This is a genomic window from Rhizobium sp. SG2393 (genome assembly GCF_042610495.1).
GTDB lineage: Bacteria > Pseudomonadota > Alphaproteobacteria > Rhizobiales > Rhizobiaceae > RU20A.
The window spans coordinates 36,001-56,613 of record NZ_JBHGAP010000010.1 but is presented as its reverse complement, the minus strand read 5'-3'; the positions used below and the strand labels follow the sequence as shown (position 1 = coordinate 56,613).

Sequence of the window (20,613 nt, the reverse complement as noted above, 5' to 3'; positions counted from 1 at the left end):
AAAGATCAGGCTGCAATTGAAGCAGATTTGGCCGGTGCTGCATTGATCTCGGCAAGATCTTCGCGGGCCGCGGCAACAGCTTCCCGCAGGATTCCGACAGCCTTGTGGATGTTCTGCGGCGTGTGGCCTGCCATGACCTGCATGCGGAAGCGGGCGGCACCCTTGGCGACGGCCGGGTATTCCACGAGGTTGGACAGGAGGCCGAGACCGGGAATGCGGCGGCTGACGAGGCGCGCGAGCGATTCCGAGCCCATCTTGACCGCAACGATCGCAGACGGGTCGCCATAATATTCGAAGCCCTGTTCGGTCAGGGTTCGGCGCAGCAGGTGGACATTGTCCATCAGCGACTGGCGCAGCTGACGGCCTTCTTCCGACTGGATGATGTCGAGCGCCTTCGTGACCACGGCAGCCTGCATCGGCGACAGCGCGTTGGAGAAGGTCGCCGACGGGCTGTAGAAGCGCAGATACTCCTTGAGCGCACGGCTGCGGCAGGCGACGAAGCCGCCATTGGAGGCGAAGGTCTTGGAGAAGCTGCCCATGACCAGATCGACCTTGCCCAGCATGTTCTGCAGGCCGATATGGCCGGTGCCGTCGCCGAGGGCGCCGAAGTCGTGGGCGACATCGACGACCAGGCGGGCGCCATATTCATTGCAGAGTTCCTGCATCGCGATGATGTCGGGCGTATCGGAGTCCATCGAGAAGAGGCCTTCCGTGACCACGAGGATGCCGTTTTCGGTATCGCGGGCGCGGATGGAGGCGAGCTTCTCGCGGCAGTGTTCCACGTCAAGGTGACGGAACTGGTAGATGTTGCGGGTGGCGGCGTTGGCGCCTTCCTGCAGGCAGACATGCGACAGCTGGTCCATCACGATATGGTCGGACGAGCGCACCAGGCCCTTGATGATGCCGTAGCCGGCAGCCCAGCCGGTCGGGTAGAGAATGGCTTCTTCCATCTGCAGCACATCGGCGAGGCGACGCTCCAGTGCGACGGAAAGATTGGTGTTGCCGACGAGCGCGGAGGAGCCGGCAGAGTGCACGCCGTAGACCTTGATGGTCTCGATCGCCGTTTCCTTGATGGCCGGATGGGAGGACATGCTCAGATAGTCCTGCGACGCAAAATTCACGCCTTCGATGCCATTGCCGCGGTCATCTGCAGCCTTGCAGACCGTGCCGGGGCCGGCTTCGGTGGAGCGCGAGAAGGGCCACAGGCCATTGTCGCGGCGATTGTTCTGCCAGGCAAAGAAAGCGTCGCCGCGCGTGGCGAGATCGGGGCCGGTCTGGACGCGGTAGTCGCGCATGCTGCCGGACAGTGCGGTGTGAATCTTCGTGTTGAACGGATCGTAGCTCATCGTAATCCCTGTTTTGAAGTTGTGCTTGTGTTTTCTTGTTGTTGCAGGGGGATGATTGCCGTCGCTATTTAAAGCTGCGTTAAAGCGGGGAGGGCTCGTTTCTCCTATATTTAACAGTCCCTTGAGATGGTCGATAAACCTGCGTGACATTACCCGGCGGCGGATGGGTTAGAATTTGTTAACCATGTCGCGTTAAGGTCTAAGGCAAATCAGGATTTACAAGGGTCATCGTCATGTCATTCGCTCGTCTTCTTGCAAAGCTTCAGGGCTCGAGGTTGCTCGCTCTCGGCTTGGCATCCGGCGTCGCCTTCGCCGCGATGGTATCAGGCAGTGCGGCTCGCGCTGAAGACACGTTCTCCTGGTCGGGCTTTTACATCGGCGGTGTTGCAGGCTATAACTGGAACAAGGACCTGACATCGGAATACATCACCGCCACGGGCGCGGCGCGCGGCATTACCTTCCCCTATGATCCCGATGGGATGAGCGGCGGCGTGAAGGCTGGCGTGAACTTCGAAGCGGGTTCCTTCGTTTATGGCGTCGAAGGCGATTTCGAACTCACCAATATCAAGGGCACCTTCATCGACCGAATCGAGAATATCGGTCGTGGTGACGACAAGTATGACTGGCAGGCCTCGCTGCGGGCTCGCATGGGTCTGTCGATGGACCGGCTGATGGTCTATGGCACGGGCGGTCTTTCCGTCGCGCGCATCGAAAATACCTACACGCTCGTGCCCTTTGGCATTTCCGAGAAGTTCGAGAGCACCCGTACCGGCTGGACGGCGGGTGCCGGTGCGGACTACGCCATCACCGATCACCTGATCGCGGGCGTTGAATATCGCTTCACCAAGTTCGAAAAGTTCTCGAACGTCTCGACGGTGGCCTTCCCGGGGCTGACGGGCACCCAGGAGCCGACCTCCCATGCGCTCCGTTTCTCGCTGAGCTACAAGTTCTGATCCGACACGACGGACGGGACCAAGGCGCCGCCGGAAGCCGACGGCGCCGCATTAATGTCTTTTCAATCGACCTTTGCCACAATCCGGCCGAAAAGCTCTCCCGCGGCCGGATGACGTTGTATGGCGATCCTGAATTCTCTCTCCCTCAAGCTTGACCGTCTCGTCGATTGGTTCATCCCACCCGACATCGCGGCTGACCGGGCCATGCGCAAGCAGGCCCGCATGTTTCTGATCAGCCATCTGCTGGGGCCATTCCTCGGCAATTCGGTGCCGCTCGCCCTTTATATCTTCGATCCGCATCCACAATGGGACGTTGCGATCCTGGCGGCTTCGATCACGGGCTTCTGGATCTTCCCGCTCGTCCTCAAGACCTACGGTCACTACAATCTCCTGGCGCTGATCTCGGTTGAAAACCTGCTCTTCGCCATCCTCTGGAGCTGTTACTGGTATGGCGGCGTCACGTCGCCGACCTTGCCCTGGGTGCTGACGATCCCGCTGCTCGCCTTCTTCTATATCGGGGAGACACCGCATCTGCGCGGTCCGATGCTGACGCTGTTCGGCGTCAACATGGTGATCTTCGGCCTCTGCATGTACCTGATCCCCGCGCCCGGGCACGGCATTCCGTCGGCCGAACTGCAGGGTCTCGGCATCATCTCGACGATTGCCGCGGCGCTCTACGTGGCGATGATGGCCATCTACTATGCCCGTGCTCTCGCGTCCCAGGCGGAGCTGGAAGCGGTGATGCGCCACCATATCACCACCGCGCGCAACCTTCGCCAGGCCGCCTTCGAAGCCGACCGCGCCACGCGTGCCAAGTCGGAATTCCTGGCCAAGATGAGCCACGAGCTGCGCACGCCGCTCAACGCCGTCATCGGCTACAGCCAGATCCTCATCGAAGAGGCAGAGGACGGCGGCAACCCTGACGATCTCGTCGATCTCGAACGCATTCACGCTGCCGGCCAGCATCTGCTGCGTCTCGTCAACAATGTGCTCGATCTCTCGAAGATCGAAGCCGGTCACATGCAGCTCTATTGCGAGGATTTCAGCCTCGTCGACATGGTCAACGACGCCGTGCGGGAGCAGACCCAGGCCGCAGCGGCGAACGGAAATCGCCTGCATGCCATCATCGAGCCGGGCATCGGTTACATTCACGGCGACGAGCTCAAGCTGCGCAACGCCCTGACCAACCTCATGCAGAACGCAACGAAGTACACCAAGAACGGTGAGATCACCGTGCATGTGAGCGAACGTGCCGAAGCGGCCGGCAACATGATCGAGATTCGCGTGCAGGATACCGGGATTGGAATGGACAAGCCCGAGCTCTCCGCCCTCTTCGAAAAGTTTGCGGTCGTCAATGATGAGACGGCAACGAAATATGGCGGCACCGGCGTGGGACTGGCGCTGACGCGCCAGCTCTGCCGCCTGATGAACGGCGACGTGACGGTGACGAGCCAGCCCGGCGTGGGCAGCTGCTTCACCATCACCGTGCCGGCAAAGGTCTCGGTGGCGCTGCAGCCGGTCAATGAGTTGCAAAAGACGCTTGCGATCGCACGCGCCATGGATCCGATGATCGAGCCGTCCGACGCGGCTGGCGAAACGGCATCCCAAGAGCGCAAATGGGGATAAGGGACATGACGAAGATCCTGATTGTTGAAGACAACGAAATGAATCGCGACATGCTGACGCGCCGTCTGCAGCGTTATGGCTACGAGATCTGCGTGGCGGTGGACGGGGCGACCGGCATCGAATCGGCCGAACGCGAAATGCCCGACCTGATCCTCATGGACGTTGCACTCGGGGCAATGGACGGCTGGGAGGCCACGACCCACATCAAGGCCAACCCCCGCACTGCCGGCATTCCGGTGATCACCCTGACCGCCCATGCCCTGTCCAGCGACCGCCAGAAGAGCCTCGAAGTCGGCTGTGTGGATTTCGACACCAAGCCGGTCGATATCCAGCGTCTCCTCGGCAAGATCGAACGGCATATCGTGCGTGACGGCGCGGCTGCGGATGCGCCTCGCCCCGTCTGAGGCGGCGATCCGGACCGAGCACACGGTTTTAGGGCCCCGCTCGCGCTGAAAGCGCGGGCGGGGTCTTGCGTCTGTTTACCGGCGCCTCGGCACGCTGTTTCATTTTCGCTCAAACGGATCTGGCCGAAGCAAACAAAGCGCTGACGCCGGACTAGGGATCTGTCCTTTGGCGGCCGGAACGTGACGGAAGGGGATTCCCGACAAACAGCGGATGGAAAAGGAAAATCCCTGTCGTACTGCGGATTTTCATCGCGGTGCATGCTGGCTGAACCGCCGGATTGATGAAAATACGCGCCTTCGTCGAAGTGAAGAATTAAGCCTGCTACTTTACCGGAGATTCCGACATATCGTTTAAAAGACGATCCATAGTCACACACACGTCGATTGAGGTGCCTCGTGAATCTTGCAGCCAAGACCTTTCGCGATCCGCGCAGCACCCGGGTCGATTTTCGAAATCACCTGCTGACGGCGCATTCGCGCATCGAGAAGGTGTTTCTTGAAGGTGGCGAGACGCTGGTGTCGGTCATGGATCTCGTGAACGGCATGGTCGGCACGCTCGACCGGTTCAGCCGAACCCTCGACGGCGACACGGCCACCGCAACGATCGACGGCATGAACCGTGCGATCCGCGAACTTGCGGGGCTCCCGGCGGCGGCGACGGAACGCCAGCAGTCCTTCGTCGATATCGCTGGCATCTGTGGCGGTGCCGTCACCCATGTTTCCGACATCCGTGAAACCTTTCGCTACCTGAAGGTCTTTGCAACGACCGTGAAGATCACCGGTGCCGGCCTTGCCGAGTTTGCCGAGTTTGCGGATGAAATCCGCAATCGCATCATGTCGGGTGCCGAAGAGATCGACCGGTTCTCCACCGAACTGAGCGGCATGCGGCGGGAACTGGACGGCGCGCGCGACCTGTCGGGCGGCATCATCGCCGAATTCGGCACGACCATCCCAGCGCTCGCGGCCAATCTGCAGCGTAACGCCGCCCGCATGAAGGGCGAGTATGACGCGATGGCGAAGCTTGCTCGCGAGGTGAAGGCCGTTGCGGGCGAAGTTCAGGCGAAGATCGCCCAGACCCTCTCGGCGCTTCAGATCGGCGACATCACCCGTCAGCGCATCGAACACATCCAGTCGAGCTTCGACCTCCTGGATGCCTTCCTGTCCGAACCCGAAGGCCTGGCGCTCGGCCAGGACCAGCGTGCCAACCTGGAAGCCGCCGTCACCCATCTCGTCAATGCGCAGATCGAGCAGACCCTGTCTGATTTCCGCGAGAAATGCGCCCGCATTTCCGCGACGATCTCATCGTTCAGCGCGGATGCGGCACGTATCCTGCAGCTGCGATCCGATCTTTCCGCCTCCCGGTCGGGCGAGGCCGACAGCACGCTGGTGCAGATGGAACGCGACCTGGGAGCAGCCCTCGAACTGACAGCGAAAGTGGAGGAGCGCAGCGGTGAATCCACGCGCCTGGCCCAGTCGGTCGCTGCCTCGGTCCAGAGCCTGATCGCCTCCATCGAGACGATCCGCTCCATCAAGATCGACATCCACTACATGGCGCTGAATTCCAACCTGCGGTGCTCGCGGCTTGGCGATGAAGGCCGCTCCGTCAACGTGGTCAGCGCCGAGCTGCGCAGCTTCGCAGGCCGCCTGGAAGAGCCTGCGGATGCCGTCGTGGCAAGCATGCATGCCATTTCCCGCTCGGCGGGCGTGCTGGTCGGCGCCAAGAGCGGCGGCACGCTTTCAACCCTTGCCCAGCCGCTGGAAGAAAGCCGCGCCGCCGTGGGCGAGGCCGCACGCGAGATGCAGGACGGGTTCCATGCGCTGGACGAGCAGGGCAACGCCGTTTTCGGTCGCATCTCCGCGGCCGTTCGTTCGCTCGACTTCGAGCGGGAACTCGGCGAAACTCTCGCCGCCTGCTCCGAACTTGCGACAGACATGGCCGACGATCTGCCGATGGACCCGTGCGGTGATTATGCCGCGGTCCTCGGTGCGCGCATCCACGCGATCTATACCATGGTCGAGGAGCGCGAGATCCACCTGCGCTTCCTGCCCGGCCCGCCCCTGGGCGAGAGCGTCGCCACGCCTGCAGCGCCGCAGAGCGACGAGGATCTCTTCGAGGACGCGCTGTTCTGACGTCACATTGAAGATACTTCTAATGTGGTAATCTTTACCGAATTTTCTTGTCTACTCCCTAGAATATGCAATCGCGGGACTCTGCGAATTCGGTTAATGGGATCGGCGTCGCGAGTGGACGTTCAATGATGGGAACGGAACGAGACAAGGACGGGGCATGAGGATCCTTCGACGTCAGGAAGCTGACACTTTCCAACCGGCGTTGCGCGCTTGGATGACGGAAAAGTCGATGCTTATCGAGCAGCTTGCTGCTGCCCGTGCGGCGGCGGAAAACGACGACACGGTTTCCGGTGATCTGGATCTTGCAAACCTCGCCTGGCGCTTTGCGGAAATCGAACGGGTTTCCGAGCGCGTGGCGCAGGCCATCGCACCGCTTGAGCCCTTGGCGCGCCAGAGGGCCGTCCACGTTATCGAGGATTGCACCAGCATCCTCCAGCTCATGCGGATTTCAGCCTGAGCGGCATGCCTGCCCGGAGTGCAGGCATTGCGACCCGTACGTTCAAAGCAATGTCAGCGCGAGACCCATGGCAGCGTAAGCCAGGATCACGATCGTCGTCACCCGCGCGCGCAGCAACAGATACCACTTGGGCTGATCGCCGCTGCGGTAGATGGCAAAATCGAGTCCGAGCAGGACGAGAAAACCTGCTGCCTGGACGATCAGCATGAAAGCCGGATCCATCTGCAGGGCGGCTGCAAAGAACACGGCCAGCGCAACGCCGTTGCTTGCCATCAAAAGCCATGCAGATCGGTTCTCGGACCAATGCGCCGCCGTCCAGATGGTGCCGGCCATGAAGGCGGCGATCACCATGCCGTAGGCGAGGAAGATGCGCAGACCCGTTTCGACCTGCAGCACGCCCGCGAACATCGCGGCGACAGTGAACCAGAAGGGCAGGGCGCCTGCATAGGTGAGAAGCAGTGTGAGGGAGCGGTCACGGAACATGGTGATAATCCCACGCTGCGCGCTGTTCCGATCCATGGGGCGTGTGCGCCTCTTCTCTGGCATGCGGTCTTGAGGGTGCGCCAACGATAAACGGGAGCGACTTCACAGGAATTTTCAGGCTCGGCACGTCGAACTCCGCGTTATGCAGATGCCCTACGCACCGTCAAAGGCAACGGATTGCCAGCGTCCCGAATTTTGTGCGTCGTGACAGCATTTTCATGGCCGACGCCGCAAGTGCCAGCAACACATTGAAAATCAGGCGGCTTCTTCGGCTGCCACCACGCGGTTGCGGCCGCCGGCCTTGGCGCGGTAGAGGCGGGTATCTGCGATCCGCAGCAAGGTCTCGACGCTGGCGCTGCCATCGATCTCGCTGGAGCAGGCAATGCCGAGACTTGCGGTGGCGGTGATCGTTCCGCCGTCATGGACGATCGGCGTCTCGCAGATCGCCGCACGGACCCGCTCGGCGATCTGCCCGGCTGTTTCCGTATCCGTCCGCGGCAACAGGATTACGAATTCCTCGCCGCCGAACCGCGTGACGATATCGTCGCGCCGCACCGCCCGCTGGCAGCGCCGCGCGATCTCAACCAGGGTTGCGTCACCGCCGGCATGGCCGTGTTGATCGTTGATTTTCTTGAAGAAGTCGATGTCGAGCAGGATGAGCGACACACAGTCGCCCCGGCCGACGAGCCCGTTGGCGAGCCGTTCGGTTTCTTCGCGGAAATGGCGCCGGTTGAAGGTCGCCGTCAGGTCGTCGAGGTGGATGAGGCGGCGCAGGATCTGGTTCTTCGTCTCGATTTCCCACAGCAGGGTGATGATGACGAAGAAGGAGAACGGTGCGGCCAACATCGGGACAAGTGTCGCCGTCATGTACCAGGCCGGCCCGAAAGCCATGTCGGGAAAAAACAGGCGGCAGACCGCAAAGGCGATGGTGTTCGATATTGCGACCGACAACAGCGTCAGGCAGATGGTCAGTCTGGCCCGTCCCATGCCAAGCATCCAGCGGACGACAGGTCGGCGACCGTCGACGCGAAGCATCAGTGTCCTGTTCATCTGTCCGGATGGCATGACCGCCACGTCTCACCCCCGGTGGCGGATGTCAACCGTCACCGGGCAGCCGATGATCGAGCGGCAGGCACTCGCCGCCGGATCACGGGCGGCGGGGCCGGGTGTTGGCGCTATTCCGCTGCCACCATATCATAGCGCGTCTCAGCGGAGGTCTCCGGGGTCACGGCACGATTGGCGAGATAAATCAGGCAGCTGGTCCGCAGCAACGAGGCGAAGTTCGAGACGCTCCCGTTGATCTCCAGCGCTTCGTCATGCAGCAGCGACAGAAAGCGCGACGTCGAAAGTCCCTGGGCCGCCGACATTTCGTCGATCAGGGCCCAGAAGGCCGATTCGAGCTGGATGCTAGTCGAGTGGCCTCCGATCCGGACCGAGCGGTTGACGGGGCGATAGCGATGCGGGTCCTGGCCCGCGAAGACTTCACACATGGCAGATGCTCCTCCGTTTTTCTTATTGAGAAAAGTATGGGGCGATCCTTGCCATTGGTCAAATCGTCCCTTCGTCGGAGGCCTACGGAAAATTAGCCATGGCGGATGGGCGGTTACTGAGAAATTTTTGGCTGCGGTAACGGGCTGCTACCAGCATCGCCCGAATCCGCCTCACATTTCCTCCCATGCGGGCATATTCGAACCTGCAACGGTAACGGAGGAGCATTCTTGGCAAAGGCAATTCACAGCATGATCCGCGTGCTCGACGAGGCACGGTCGGTCGATTTCTACGAGAAGGCGTTCGGCCTGGCGGTGGCCGACCGGCTGGACTTCGAAACCTTCACGCTCGTTTACATGAGCAATGCCGACAGCCCGTTCGAGCTGGAGCTGACGATCAACAAGGGCCGTACCGACCCCTACAATCTCGGCGACGGCTACGGCCATTTCGCGGTCTCGGTGGATGATCTCGATGCCGAACACGCCCGCGTCAGCGCCCTTGGCCTGACCGTCGGCAAGATCGTCGAGTTCAATCGCGATGGCGGCCTGCTGGCCCGCTTTTTCTTCATGACCGATCCGGACGGATACAAGATCGAGGTCCTGCAGCGGCACGGCCGCTTCCAGTGACCGCAAGACCGTTCGTCCCGTGACGGGAGGTCGCGGGGCGGGTGACGACGACGGACGAAGGCGCTGTTGAGGAGCGGCGCCATGACGGCATGCCGGGCCGCTTGGTCCCCGGCATCGCCGACCACGCCATCAAGGAGGAGAGACGACGATGGTCACCATACATCAGGGAAAGCATGCTCATGAGGGCAAGGCCGGTCTTTCGCGCCGCGAGCTTCTGAAGCGCGGCACGATCGGCGCGGCACTGGTCGTGACGGCGAAGGGCGTGCTCTGTCCCGCCAATGCCTGGGCGCTGGAATCCACCACGCTGAAGCCGGATACCATGGCAACACTGATCCAGCTCGCCCGAGACATCTACCCGCATGACAACCTGGCCGACCGCTTCTACGCGATCGCCGTCAAGGGCCAGGATGCGCGCGCGGCCAAGGACGCCGCCCACAAGACGCTGATCGAAGACGGTATCGCCGATCTCGACAAGCGGGCCGGCGCCGGCGGCTATCGCGGCATCGGCTGGGAAGACGGGCGTGTCGCCCATCTGCGCGAGATCGAAAAGACGCCCTTCTTCCAGGCGGTGCGCGGCGATCTCGTGGTCTCGCTCTACAACCAGAAAGAGATCTGGCCGATCTTCGGTTACGAAGGCGAGAGCTATTCCAAGGGCGGATACATCGAACGCGGCTTCAACGACATCGAATGGCTGTGACGGCGGCTTGACCGCACGACCACGGGCGGCGGCGAGGAGGCCGCGCCCGGCAGGCACAGTCACGGCAACGAGCGACCCATTCGGAGGAAAACATGGCAGCTCCCTATGATCTCAAGGACGACAGCGTCGTCGTCATCATCGGTTCGGGCGCGGGCGGCGGCACGCTCGGCAACGAACTCGCGCAGAAGGGCATCGACGTCGTCGTGCTCGAATCCGGCAAGCGCATCGAGCACGAGGATTTCATCAACGACGAGTGGGACAGCTTCGCCCAGCTCGCTTGGCTCGATCACCGCACCACCGGCGGCGGCTGGCGGGTTTCGAAGGATTTCCCGAACCTTCCGGCCTGGATCGTCAAGGCCGTGGGCGGCACGACCACGCACTGGGCCGGCGCCTCGCTGCGCTTCCAGGAGCACGAGTTCAAGACCCTGACCCACTATGGCAAGCTCGAAGGCGCCAATCTGCTCGACTGGCCGATCACGCTCGCCGATCTCGAGCCCTACTATGCCCGCGCCGAAGACAAGATGGGTGTCACGCGCACCAACGGCATCGAGGGCCTGCCGGGCAACAACAACTTCAAGGTCTTCTCCGCCGGTGCCGCCAAGCTCGGCTACAAGGAGTGCAACACCGGCCACATGGCCATCAACTCCGCCGACCGCGACGGCCGCATGGGCTGCCAGCAGACCGGCTTCTGCTTCCAGGGCTGCAAGTGGGGCGCCAAATGGTCGACGCTCTACACCGAAATCCCGAAGGGGGAGGCGACCGGCAAGCTGGAAGTCCGGCCGCAGTCGCATGTCATCAAGATCGAGCATGACAAGAGCGGCAAGGTGACGGGCGTCGTCTATGCCGACAAGGACGGAAAGATCCATGAGCAGAAGGCCCGCATCGTGGCGGTGGCCGGCAACTCCATCGAAAGCCCGCGCCTGCTCCTGAATTCCGCCTCGTCCATGTTCCCGGACGGGCTGGCGAATTCGTCGGGCCAGGTCGGCAAGAACTACATGCGCCACACGACCGGCTCGGTCTATGCCGTGTTCGAAAAGCCGGTGCACATGTATCGCGGCACGACCATGGCCGGCGTCATCCGGGACGAGGCGCGGCACGATCCCTCGCGCGGCTTCGTCGGCGGCTATGAGCTGGAAACGCTCTCGCTCGGCCTGCCCTTCATGGCGGCCTTCCTCGATCCGGGCGGCTGGGGCCGTTCGTTTACCTCCGCGCTCGACAACTACGCCAACATGGCGGGCCTGTGGATCGTCGGCGAGGACATGCCGCAGGAACAGAACGCCGTGAAGCTGCACAAGGAGCTGAAGGACCAGTACGGGATGCCGATCCCGGATGTCTGGTTCACCGACCACGCCAATGACGAGGCGATGCGCAACCATGCCTACAAGCAGGGCCAGGCGCTCTATTCGGCGGTCGGCGCCATCCGCAGCTTCCCGACGCCGCCCTATCCGTCCACCCACAACCTCGGCACCAACCGCATGAGCGAGAAGGCCAGGGACGGTGTCGTCAACAAATGGGGCCAGACCCACGACATCAAGAACCTGTTCGTCTCCGACGGCAGCCAGTTCACGACGGGTGGCGCTGAAAACCCGACGCTGACGATCGTGTCGCTGGCCATTCGGCAGGCCGAATACATCGCCAAGGAAATGTCGGCCGGCAGCATCTGAGCCGGAGATCCCAATCCTCCCCGACCGTCCCACCGGCGGTCGGAGACCGCGCTGCTGCACACGTCAAGCTGTCGCAGCGGCCACTTCTGGCCGGCGGGAGCCGGCCAGCTTTTTGCTGGGCCGTGTATCTCAGAAGTGGGTGGCGCGCTTTCGTCGAAGCGCGTTGCAGCGGGTCAGCCGGCCGCAGCCTTGAGGTTTCCGGTCAGGCGGCGCACCGTGTCGAGTGTCGCCCGTGCTTCAGGCTCGGGCATGCCGATGGCCTCGCCGATGCAGCGCATCACCTCCTCGGACTGCGCCTTCAGGGCCTTGCCGGCCGCTGTCAGAGAGATGTCGACGCGCCGTTCGTCGTCTTCGCGCCGTGTCTTTTTCACCAGTCCCATTGCGGTCAGGCGCTTCAGAAGCGGCGTCACCGTTCCGGTATCAAGGCCGAGGCGATCGGTGATCTGCGTAACCTGCAGACTTCCTTCGCGCCACAGCAGACGCATCACCAGAAACTGCGGGTAGGTGAGTCCCAGCGGCTCAAGTACCTGACGGTAGACGCGACCGAAAGCCTGCTCTGCCTTGTAAACGGCAAAACACAGCATGTCCTCCAGCGGCAAGGCGTCGATTTCGTCGGATGTCGTCATGCCGTCATGATAGATTGCGCAAAATATGATTGCAAGCCATTGACGTCCGTGCTGTCTCGCATTATGTTGCGTACAACAAAATTTTGAACAATGAATTTGGGGTGAAGATCTGTCTCGCCCCCGATCCGGACATCCGAGAGCACCACAAGGAGAAGACCTATGTCAGTTGATGCAAAATATAAGACCTCCGCGACGGCAAACGGCGGCGGCCGTGACGGCAAGACCTCTCTTGCCGATGGCACGCTCTCACTCGACCTCGTCGTGCCGAAGGAACTCGGTGGCCCGGGCGGTGACGGCGCCAACCCCGAAAAGCTCTTCGCGCTCGGCTATTCCGCCTGCTTCCTCGGCGCCATGCGCGTCGGCGCCCAGCAGTTGAAGACCAAGGTTCCGGACGGCACGACCGTGACGGCGACCATCGGCATCGGCCCGCGCTCGGAAGGCGGCTTCGGCATCACCGCCGCGCTCGACGTCTACCTGCCGGGCATGCCGGAAGACGAGGCAAAGAAGCTCGTCGAGGTCACCCACGACATCTGCCCCTATTCCAACGCCATCAAGGCCAGCGTCGACGTGGAAACCACGACCCGCGGCTGAGGCATCGGTCTCTTATTCCACGCATGTGCACCGGTCGGCTTTTTGGAGCCGGCCGGTGTTTTCTTATGTCGGCGAGAACAATCAACCCACCCGGAGCGCCGGCCCGTCGCAGGGGTGGGCGAGCAGATCCTCCAGCTCCGCATCCAGATGCAGGACCGAGATCGAGGCGCCGGCCATGTCGATCGAGGTGCAGTAGTGGCCGATCCAGTTGGCGGCGATCGTCACGGATTTGGCGGAAAGCCGTTCCTCGATGCGGCGATAGAGAATGAAGAGCTCCATCATCGGTGTCGAGCCGAAGGAATTCACGAGCACGGCGACACGGTCGCCGGCCTTGGGCCGCATTTCGACGAAGATCTTGTCCATGACCATGTCGACGATCTCGTCGGCGGATGTCAGGGCCTCGCGCAGCACGCCGGGTTCCCCGTGAATGCCGATGCCGATTTCCATCTCTTCCGCGCCGATCTCGAAATTGTAGCGCCGTGTCTGCGGCAGGGAGCAGGGTTCGAGCGCCACGCCGAGCGTGAAGGTGCGGTCGTTGCAGCGCCGCGTGACGGCCGCGCAGGCTTCCAGATCGAGGCCGCGATCGGCCGCGGCTCCGGCGATCTTGAAGGCGAAGACGTTGCCGGCCACGCCGCGCCGTCCCTCGCGATCCTCGCGGTTGGCGGAGGCGATGTCATCGGTGGTGATGACCGTGCGGACGGGAATGCCGGCCTCGGTGGCTATTTCGGCGGCCATGTCGAAGTTCATCACGTCGCCATGATAGTTGCCGTAGACGAAGAGCACGCCCGCGCCGCGATCGACCGCCTTGACGCATTCGAAGATCGGATCGGGGGGCGGCGATGAGAAGACGTTGCCGACCGCGACCGCATCTGCCAGCCCCTTGCCGACATAGCCGAAGAAACAGGGCTCATGCCCGGAGCCGCCGCCGATGACGATGCCGACCTTGCCGTTGCGTGGTCCGTCCTTTGCCACAAGGGCGCGCGGATAGCCGGGCAGGGGCGTCATGTGGGAGCGGTAGGCGGCGACGGCGCCCGCCATCATCTCCTCGATCACATCCTGCGGGTCGTTGATGAACTTCTTGACCTTGTCGCGCTGGGTGAAGGCGACCGGCTCGGCGCGCGGGCGGGGCGACAGCCGGGCGTCGATGTCGCCGACGCCGTCGGCCCGCAGGATACCGCGCGCGGTCACCGCATCCGTCACCAGCACGGAAATCAGCTGGCCGCGGAGCGCCGCGAGAATGGCCGGCACCTTGTCCGTGCCGCCGGCAACGCCGATCCGGGTCGGGATCGCCTTCATCTGCTCGAAGCCCATGCCGATGACGCGGTCGTCGAGCGGACCCGCCACGCGCCGGCCGCGCTCGTCGATGAAGTGGCCGGTGAGCGTTCCGACCGCCTTGTTGGAGAGGTAGTGCTGGAGCGTTCCGGGCTCGTCCAGGAGGCCGCTCTGGTGGACGGTGGAGTTGGGCCTGAGCGATGCGATCGAGAAGATGATCTTGTTGGCGGTTGAAAGACGTTCCAGTTGCGTGCGCAGCAGGGTTTCGTCCTCCAGCATCCGCCTGACGGCCGGCGAGGAGACAACGATGGGCGCAAGAATGTTCTCGCAGCGCCCGCCGACGGCCTCGGCGAAGGTCCACGCGCATTGCTGCGGGGTGGAATTCAGTGAGGATCCGGTTCCGCCCGTCGCCTGCAGCACGGTCACGTCCTGCAGGCCGCTCAGTTTCAGTCGCTCGCCGACCGCCAGCGTCGTGCGGCCCCAGACGACGGCGAGGCGATCACCCGAGCGGATCAGCTTTTCCAGGACCTGCGCACCGACGGCGCCCAACCGGTCGATCAGCGCCTCCCCGTCATCGCGTGTCGGGGCGACGATGCAGTCGTGCAGGCCGAAATGGCGCTTCAGTTCCTGCGCGAGGTGAAGCGAGGCAAGGCGGGCGGGGTCGAGCGTGATCTGGATGATACCGCGTTCACGGGCATCGGCGAGGTAGGCATTCACCGTGGCGCGGGAAATGCCCATGGTACTGGCGATGTCACCCTGGGTCAGCCCTTCCTCGTAATAGAGCCAGCAGGCCCAGACGTAAGGGTCCGCCCCGAAGCGAAGCGGAATGTCCATGACGGCGCTTGCGCCGCTGTCGGCCGGCTTTTCCCTTGCCATTCTGCCACCCACCTGCTGCAAGCGCTGCCACGCCTCCATACGAGACGCGGCAGGCACGACGTCGCCCCTGCGCGCGAAGGAAGATCCGCGTGCACCGCACCATTTTACCTATGTGGTCAAACGCAGGCGGGCGGAAGGGTCGTCCGCCTCATCCTTTATAAGCTCGACAGGAAGTCACAGATTTCCGCAACGATGATCGCTGCCGAGGCCGCGCCCGGGTCCATGTGGCCGAGCGAGCGCTCGCCGAGCCGCGAGGAGCGGCCCTTGCTCGCGACCATCGTCTTGGTGGCTTCGGCGCCATCCTCGGCCGCCTTGCGGGCCGCTGCCAGCACATCGGCAAGCGGCTTGCCGGCCGCGCGCGCCTGTTCGATGGCAATCGCTGCTGGCTTCCAGGCGTCGATCATGGTCTTGTCGCCAAGCTCCGCCTTGCCGCGTTCGGCAACACCGCGCGCCATGGCCTCGATGACGGAGGGTGCCTCATCGATCTCCACCGTCTCCTTGCCCTTGAACGCTGCGCCTGCCCTGAGGAAGGCGGTGGCATAGAGCGGGCCGGAGGAGGCGCCGACGGCGTTGAGGAAGGATTTCGCCGCCGTGTTGAACACATCGGTCGGCGTTGCCGGCTCGGAGGTGTCGAGCGCTTTCACGATGGCCCCGAAGCCCTGCTCCATAGCAATGCCGTGGTCGGCATCGCCGATATGGCCATCCAGTTCGCACAGATGATTGCGCTCGCCCTCGATGCGCGTGGCGATCTGGCGGAACATGGCGGTGAAGTCTTTTGCGGTCAGTTGCATCGCCGTTTCCTCACTTCACCTGGAACATCGCGCAGTCGCAGGGATGATCGAGCATCTCGGTCAGTTCGTCATCGAGATGCAGGACGGTGATCGAGGCGCCGGCCATTTCGAGCGACGAGCAATATGTGCCGACCCAGGTCTTGTGGGTCTTAATGCCCTTTTCGGCCAGGCGCTGGCTGACGCGGCGGTTGATGATGTAGAGTTCCATCAGCGGCGTGGAGCCGAGCGAATTGACGAGCACGGCCACCTTGTCGCCGGCCTTGGCTTCCAGTTCGGCGAAGATGCGGTCCATGATGTTGTCGACGATCTCGTCGGCCGTGCCGAGCTTTTCGCGCACGATGCCGGGCTCGCCATGGATGCCCATGCCGACCTCCATCTCGTCCTCGCCCATCTCGAAATTCCACTTGCGCGTCTGCGGCAGCGAGCAGGCGGAGGTGGCGACGCCGACCGTGAAGGTGCGGTCATTGGTCTTGCGGGCAATGCGCTCGCATTCGTCGATCGACATCATCTTGTCGGCGGCAGCGCCCGTCAGCTTGAAGACGAAGAAGTTGCCGGCAACGCCCCGGCGCTTCTCGCGCTGGTCGCGCGGGGCGGAGGCCACGTCGTCGGTGGTCAGCACCGTGCGCACATGGATGTCGTCGAGCGCCATCATTTCGGACGCCATGTCGAAGTTCATGACGTCGCCGGCATAGTTGCCGTAGAGGTAGAGCACGCCCGCACCGCCATCGACGGCGCGCGTGCAGGACATGATCGGGTCCGGCGGCGGGGAGGCGAAGACATTGCCGACCGCGCAGGCATCGGCCAGCCCCTTGCCGACGAAGCCGACGAAGGTCGGCTCGTGGCCCGAACCGCCGCCGACGACGATGCCGACCTTGCCCTGGCGCGGTCCGTTCTTTGCCACGACGGCGCGCGGATTGTCCTCGACATAGGTCAGGATATCGCCGTGGGCGGCGAGAATGCCGTCCACCATTTCATCGACGGCCTTCGCGCCATCATTGATGATCTTCTTGGTCTGCATCGGGACCCTCCCTTCCGTGCTGTCGCCGGTTCGCCCGTAGATTGTGGGTCGGGGGCTGCCGGCGGTCAAACTGAATAAGTCTTTATCAGCCGGCCTTTACCGGCTGCGTCTTCATGAAGTCCATGACCTGGTCGAACGAGCGGATGCCGGCATCCGAGCCAAGCCCGGTCGCCACCAGCGCGGCGGACGCCTGCGCGAAGGACAGCCGCGTTTCGAGATCCATGCCGTGATGCAGTGCCACGATATAGCCGGCATCGAAGCTGTCGCCGCAGCCGGTCGTATCCACGACATCGATCACGTAGGCCGGCTTCGTCAGCCGGTTGCCGGCCTGGTCGGCATAGAAGGCACCGTCCGCACCAAGCGTGAAGACGCAGGCGTTTACGCCCTTGTCGAGGAAGAAGCGGGCGGCGTCCTCGACGGTCGTCTGGCCGGACATGGCGCAGGCTTCCTCGATCGAAGGCATGAAGTAGTCGATGTAGGGCAGCAGCGGCTCGACCAGCGTGATCGTCTCGGCGGTCGCGGCGATCAGATCGAAGGTCACGGTGCGGCCGCGCTTCTTGGCTTCGGCGAGCAATCTGCGGCTCGGCTCGCCGTCGAGCTTCTTCAAGAGACCCGTGCCGCCGAGATGGATGATCGGCGGGGCCAGCACCGTATCGAGCGCGCTTTCCGGCACGTCGAAATGGTCCGAGGCGCCACGCTGGTGCAGCGCCGGGCGCTCGCCGTTGCGGCGGATGTTGAGGATGGTGGCCGAGGATGGCACGCCGGCAAGACGCTGCATGCCTGATGTGTCGATGCCGAACTTCTGCATGGTCGAGAGCATGAAGTCGGCCTTCTCGTCGTCGCCAACAGCGCCGACGGCGAGGCAGTTCAGCCCCATCTTGGCGATATCGACCACCGTGCCGCCGGCAGTGCCGGCGACCGTCAGGCGGATTTCCTCGATGAAATCCACCCGGCCACCCGGCGGAATGGCATCCACCGGACGTCCCAGCACGTCGAGAATGTAAAGCCCGATCACGGACACATCATGCATGGTCTTCTCCTTCACGCGGCCTCTTTCACGCAGCATGGCCGGTCACGTCAGCCACGCGCACACCGTCGCGATAGAGGCTGACATGGGCAGGGTCGATGCCGATATGGGCGGGCGCGCCGACGGCGACGGGCGGCCTTCCATTGGTCTTCGCCTTGACCGTCGCACCCCCGACATCGAGCGTGACGATGAAGCGGCCGGCGATCGTCACGTTCATGTCGCGCACCACGGCCGGCACGCTGCCGGGGCGGGGAGCAACCAGCACATCCACATGCTCGGGACGCACGCCGATGCGGTACTCGCCCTTCGGCATGTTGGATGCGCCGGCCGTCAGCGGGAGCGAGGAGAGCGGCGTCTTCACGGTGGCGCCCGACAGTTCGGCCGGCGGGAAGTTCATGCCGGGATTGCCGAGGAACCAGCCTGCGAATTCCGTGGCCGGCGTTTCGTAGAGCGCCGCCGGGGTATCATATTGCAGGATCTTGCCATCCTTCATCAGCGCCACATTATCGGCCAGCGTCATGGCTTCCGTCTGGTCATGGGTGACGTAGACGATGGTCTGGCGCAGGCGTTGGGTGACGAGCTTGAAGGCGCGGATGAGGAGGAGTTTCGCATGCACCTCCACGTTGGTCGTCGGCTCGTCGAAGAGCACGATGTCGGAGCGGCGCGCCACGGCGCGGCCCACCGCCACCTTTTGGCGGCTGCCGGCGTCGAGATCGCCGATGAAGAGGCGGCGCTTGTCGCGCATGTCGAGAACGTCGAGCACCTCGTCGATGCGGCGGGCCCGCTCGGCTGATGACAGCGACTTATCCTGCTCCAGCGGCAGCGCGAGATTTTCCTCGACCGACAGCGTCTGGTACATGACCGGGTACTGGAACACCATGCCGACATTGCGCTTGCGCGGCGGCAAATGGCCCATGTCCCTATTATCGAAGAGGATGCGGCCGGATGTCGGCTTTTCCAGCCCGACGATCATGCGCATCAGCGTGGTCTTGCCGCAGCCGGAGGGGCCGAGCAGGCAGGTGACCTGGCCATCGGCAAAGGTCGCGTTCATTTGCTTGATCGCGGTGAAGGTGCCGAAGGTCTTGGTCAGGTTTTCGATGACAATGCTGGCCATGGTCCTCTCCTTAAGCCTCCGTCGCGGGCGTGCAGCGGCCGAGGAAACGGCCGGTGTCGCGGTCGAAGACCATCACGTCCTCGGGCCGAACGCTGACGGTGACGGGGCTGTCGATGGGCGGCGCGGTGACGTTGGACGCCGGATAGGCCGAGGTCAGCTGCGTGCCCTCGACATCGGCATAGAGCACGATTTCCGAGCCCAGATGCTCCACGATCGCCACGCGGCCCGTGCGCCCGCCGGGCGTGCCGACGCTGATATGTTCCGGCCGGATGCCGAGCGTGACGGCCGGCGCCGCGATGCCGGCCGGCAGGCGGAAGGAAAAGCCCGCGACGCTCACCGTGCCGCTGCGGGTGGAAACATCGACGATGTTGGCGCGCGGGAAGCCGACGATATCGAGGCTGCGCACATGCTGCGGCTGAAGATAGAGATCGATGGCCGGCGCATGTTCCACGATCCGGCCCTTCTCCAGCACGACGATGGACTGGGCGAGCGTCAGGGCTTCGAGCGAATCCGAGGTGGCGTAGAGGAAGGTGGTCTTCAATTGTTCGCAGAGCTGCTTCAGCTCGTCCATCAGCCGCTCGCGCAGCTTGTAGTCGAGGCCGACGAGGGGATCGTCGAGCACGAAGACCTTGGCGTCCTTCATCAGGCCGCGGGCGACCGCCACGCGCTGCTTCTCGCCGCCGGAGAGCTGGTCCGGCGTCTTTTTCATGAGGTGAGTGATCGACAGCATGCCGGCCGTCGCATCCACCTTGCGGGCGATCTCCTCGCGCGGCGCGCCGGAGAGGTTCAGCGGGTAGGCAATGTTGTCGTAGACGCTCATATGCGGGTAGAGCGCGAAGCTCTGCGGCACATAGCCGATGTTGCGCTCGGACGGCGGCGCGTGCGTGATGTCGCGTCCCGCGAGCAGGATCTGGCCGCCATCGGCCTGTTCGAGGCCGACCAGCAGGCGGAAGAGCACGGACTTGCCGGCCTTCGGCGGGCCGCAGACGACGGTAAACGAGCCTTCGCCCACCGAAAGCGTCACCTGGTCCAGCGCGGTCTTGCCGCGAAAGGCCTTGCTGACGGAGAGAAATTCCACCGCATGCATGTCAGCGTCCAATCTGTGCGAAAATGGGGGCGAGCAGGATGCCGATGCCGAACATCAGCGCGACCACGCCGAGCAGGATGACGATGCGCAGCAGGCTGCGGGCGACCGAGAGATCGCGCGGCACGTTTCCGACCGCGATCTGCACCAGCGTGGCGGTGACGAGGATCGACAGCCCCACCCGGTAGACCGCGACCGACCATTGCTGGGCGACCAGCACGATGCCGATCAGGATGAGCGCCATCAGGATGCTTTCCAGCCTGTCGATGAAGCCGGGCTTTGCCGCGATCTCTTCGAGGGCGTCGGTCTGCGGCGACGTGCCGTTGTCTTGGGATGCCAT

The 20,613-nt window shown here is 63.4% G+C and carries 21 protein-coding genes; 9 read left to right on the top strand and 12 right to left on the bottom strand.

The genetic code is table 11. The features are described from left to right. Positions 1-5: 5 nt before the first annotated feature. On the bottom strand, positions 6-1,346 hold the full coding sequence (locus tag ACED18_RS17625; RefSeq protein WP_377294679.1) for an aminotransferase class I/II-fold pyridoxal phosphate-dependent enzyme: 1,341 nt from the start codon (positions 1,344-1,346) through the stop codon (positions 6-8). A 233-nt stretch (positions 1,347-1,579) separates the two neighbouring features. Between ACED18_RS17625 and ACED18_RS17620 the strand changes: the two genes are divergently transcribed. From ACED18_RS17620 to ACED18_RS17600, 5 genes are all read left to right on the top strand, one after another. Then, entirely contained in the window at positions 1,580-2,299 is a 720-nt protein-coding gene (locus ACED18_RS17620; protein WP_377294677.1) for an outer membrane protein, read from the top strand. Between the two features lie 120 nt (positions 2,300-2,419). Then, positions 2,420-3,925 carry a sensor histidine kinase gene (locus ACED18_RS17615; RefSeq protein WP_377294675.1) on the top strand — a complete coding sequence of 502 codons (1,506 nt, stop codon included), beginning with the start codon at positions 2,420-2,422 and terminating at the stop codon, positions 3,923-3,925. 5 nt (positions 3,926-3,930) lie between these two features. Next, entirely contained in the window at positions 3,931-4,329 is a 399-nt protein-coding gene (locus tag ACED18_RS17610; RefSeq protein WP_377294673.1) for a response regulator, read from the top strand. A gap of 396 nt (positions 4,330-4,725) precedes the next feature. Then, positions 4,726-6,459, top strand: a complete 1,734-nt coding sequence (locus tag ACED18_RS17605; RefSeq protein WP_377294671.1) for a chemotaxis protein — start codon at positions 4,726-4,728, stop codon at positions 6,457-6,459. 229 nt (positions 6,460-6,688) lie between these two features. Further along, entirely contained in the window at positions 6,689-6,916 is a 228-nt protein-coding gene (locus ACED18_RS17600) for a hypothetical protein (protein WP_377294669.1), read from the top strand. 42 nt (positions 6,917-6,958) lie between these two features. On the opposite strand, the gene ACED18_RS17595 is transcribed toward ACED18_RS17600, so the two are convergent. The 3 genes from ACED18_RS17595 to ACED18_RS17585 form a co-directional block, all read right to left on the bottom strand. Then, positions 6,959-7,399, bottom strand: coding sequence for a DUF3429 domain-containing protein (locus ACED18_RS17595; RefSeq protein WP_377294667.1), 441 nt, complete (start codon positions 7,397-7,399; stop codon positions 6,959-6,961). A gap of 255 nt (positions 7,400-7,654) precedes the next feature. Continuing rightward, complete coding sequence (locus ACED18_RS17590) at positions 7,655-8,386, bottom strand: GGDEF domain-containing protein (RefSeq protein ID WP_377294665.1); 732 nt, start codon at positions 8,384-8,386, stop codon at positions 7,655-7,657. A 188-nt stretch (positions 8,387-8,574) separates the two neighbouring features. After that, positions 8,575-8,889, bottom strand: coding sequence for a ribbon-helix-helix domain-containing protein (locus ACED18_RS17585; RefSeq protein ID WP_377294663.1), 315 nt, complete (start codon positions 8,887-8,889; stop codon positions 8,575-8,577). A 228-nt stretch (positions 8,890-9,117) separates the two neighbouring features. Between ACED18_RS17585 and ACED18_RS17580 the strand changes: the two genes are divergently transcribed. The 3 genes from ACED18_RS17580 to ACED18_RS17570 all read left to right on the top strand — a co-directional run bounded on the left by ACED18_RS17580 (position 9,118) and on the right by ACED18_RS17570 (position 11,874). Beyond that, a complete protein-coding gene (locus tag ACED18_RS17580) occupies positions 9,118-9,513 on the top strand; it encodes a VOC family protein (protein ID WP_377294661.1) in 396 nt (131 codons plus the stop codon). Positions 9,514-9,661: 148 nt separating this feature from the next. Next, positions 9,662-10,210: a gluconate 2-dehydrogenase subunit 3 family protein gene (locus ACED18_RS17575; protein ID WP_377294659.1), complete on the top strand. Its 549-nt coding sequence runs from the start codon at positions 9,662-9,664 to the stop codon at positions 10,208-10,210. Positions 10,211-10,302: 92 nt separating this feature from the next. After that, positions 10,303-11,874, top strand: a complete 1,572-nt coding sequence (locus ACED18_RS17570; RefSeq protein ID WP_377294657.1) for a GMC family oxidoreductase — start codon at positions 10,303-10,305, stop codon at positions 11,872-11,874. 173 nt (positions 11,875-12,047) lie between these two features. Here ACED18_RS17570 and ACED18_RS17565 read toward each other — a convergent pair whose 3' ends face one another. Beyond that, positions 12,048-12,473, bottom strand: coding sequence for a MarR family winged helix-turn-helix transcriptional regulator (locus ACED18_RS17565; RefSeq protein WP_377294655.1), 426 nt, complete (start codon positions 12,471-12,473; stop codon positions 12,048-12,050). Between the two features lie 186 nt (positions 12,474-12,659). On the opposite strand from ACED18_RS17565, the gene ACED18_RS17560 reads away from it, so the two are divergent. Then, positions 12,660-13,091 carry an organic hydroperoxide resistance protein gene (locus tag ACED18_RS17560; protein WP_377294653.1) on the top strand — a complete coding sequence of 144 codons (432 nt, stop codon included), beginning with the start codon at positions 12,660-12,662 and terminating at the stop codon, positions 13,089-13,091. Between the two features lie 81 nt (positions 13,092-13,172). Here ACED18_RS17560 and ACED18_RS17555 read toward each other — a convergent pair whose 3' ends face one another. From ACED18_RS17555 to ACED18_RS17525, 7 genes are all read right to left on the bottom strand, one after another. Beyond that, the gene (locus ACED18_RS17555; protein ID WP_377294651.1) at positions 13,173-15,239 is read right to left on the bottom strand and encodes a bifunctional sugar-binding transcriptional regulator/dihydroxyacetone kinase subunit DhaK; all 2,067 of its coding nucleotides are present in this window, start codon (positions 15,237-15,239) and stop codon (positions 13,173-13,175) included. Between the two features lie 155 nt (positions 15,240-15,394). Then, entirely contained in the window at positions 15,395-16,030 is a 636-nt protein-coding gene (gene dhaL / locus ACED18_RS17550) for a dihydroxyacetone kinase subunit DhaL (protein WP_377294649.1), read from the bottom strand. Positions 16,031-16,040: 10 nt separating this feature from the next. Continuing rightward, positions 16,041-17,048 carry a dihydroxyacetone kinase subunit DhaK gene (locus ACED18_RS17545; RefSeq protein ID WP_377294647.1) on the bottom strand — a complete coding sequence of 336 codons (1,008 nt, stop codon included), beginning with the start codon at positions 17,046-17,048 and terminating at the stop codon, positions 16,041-16,043. A gap of 85 nt (positions 17,049-17,133) precedes the next feature. Continuing rightward, the gene (locus ACED18_RS17540) at positions 17,134-18,078 is read right to left on the bottom strand and encodes a carbohydrate kinase family protein (protein ID WP_377294645.1); all 945 of its coding nucleotides are present in this window, start codon (positions 18,076-18,078) and stop codon (positions 17,134-17,136) included. A gap of 25 nt (positions 18,079-18,103) precedes the next feature. After that, the gene (locus ACED18_RS17535; protein ID WP_377294643.1) at positions 18,104-19,189 is read right to left on the bottom strand and encodes an ABC transporter ATP-binding protein; all 1,086 of its coding nucleotides are present in this window, start codon (positions 19,187-19,189) and stop codon (positions 18,104-18,106) included. Between the two features lie 10 nt (positions 19,190-19,199). Then, entirely contained in the window at positions 19,200-20,276 is a 1,077-nt protein-coding gene (locus ACED18_RS17530) for an ABC transporter ATP-binding protein (RefSeq protein ID WP_377294641.1), read from the bottom strand. A 1-nt stretch (position 20,277) separates the two neighbouring features. Next, positions 20,278-20,613, bottom strand: coding sequence for a hypothetical protein (locus tag ACED18_RS17525; RefSeq protein ID WP_377294639.1), 336 nt, complete (start codon positions 20,611-20,613; stop codon positions 20,278-20,280).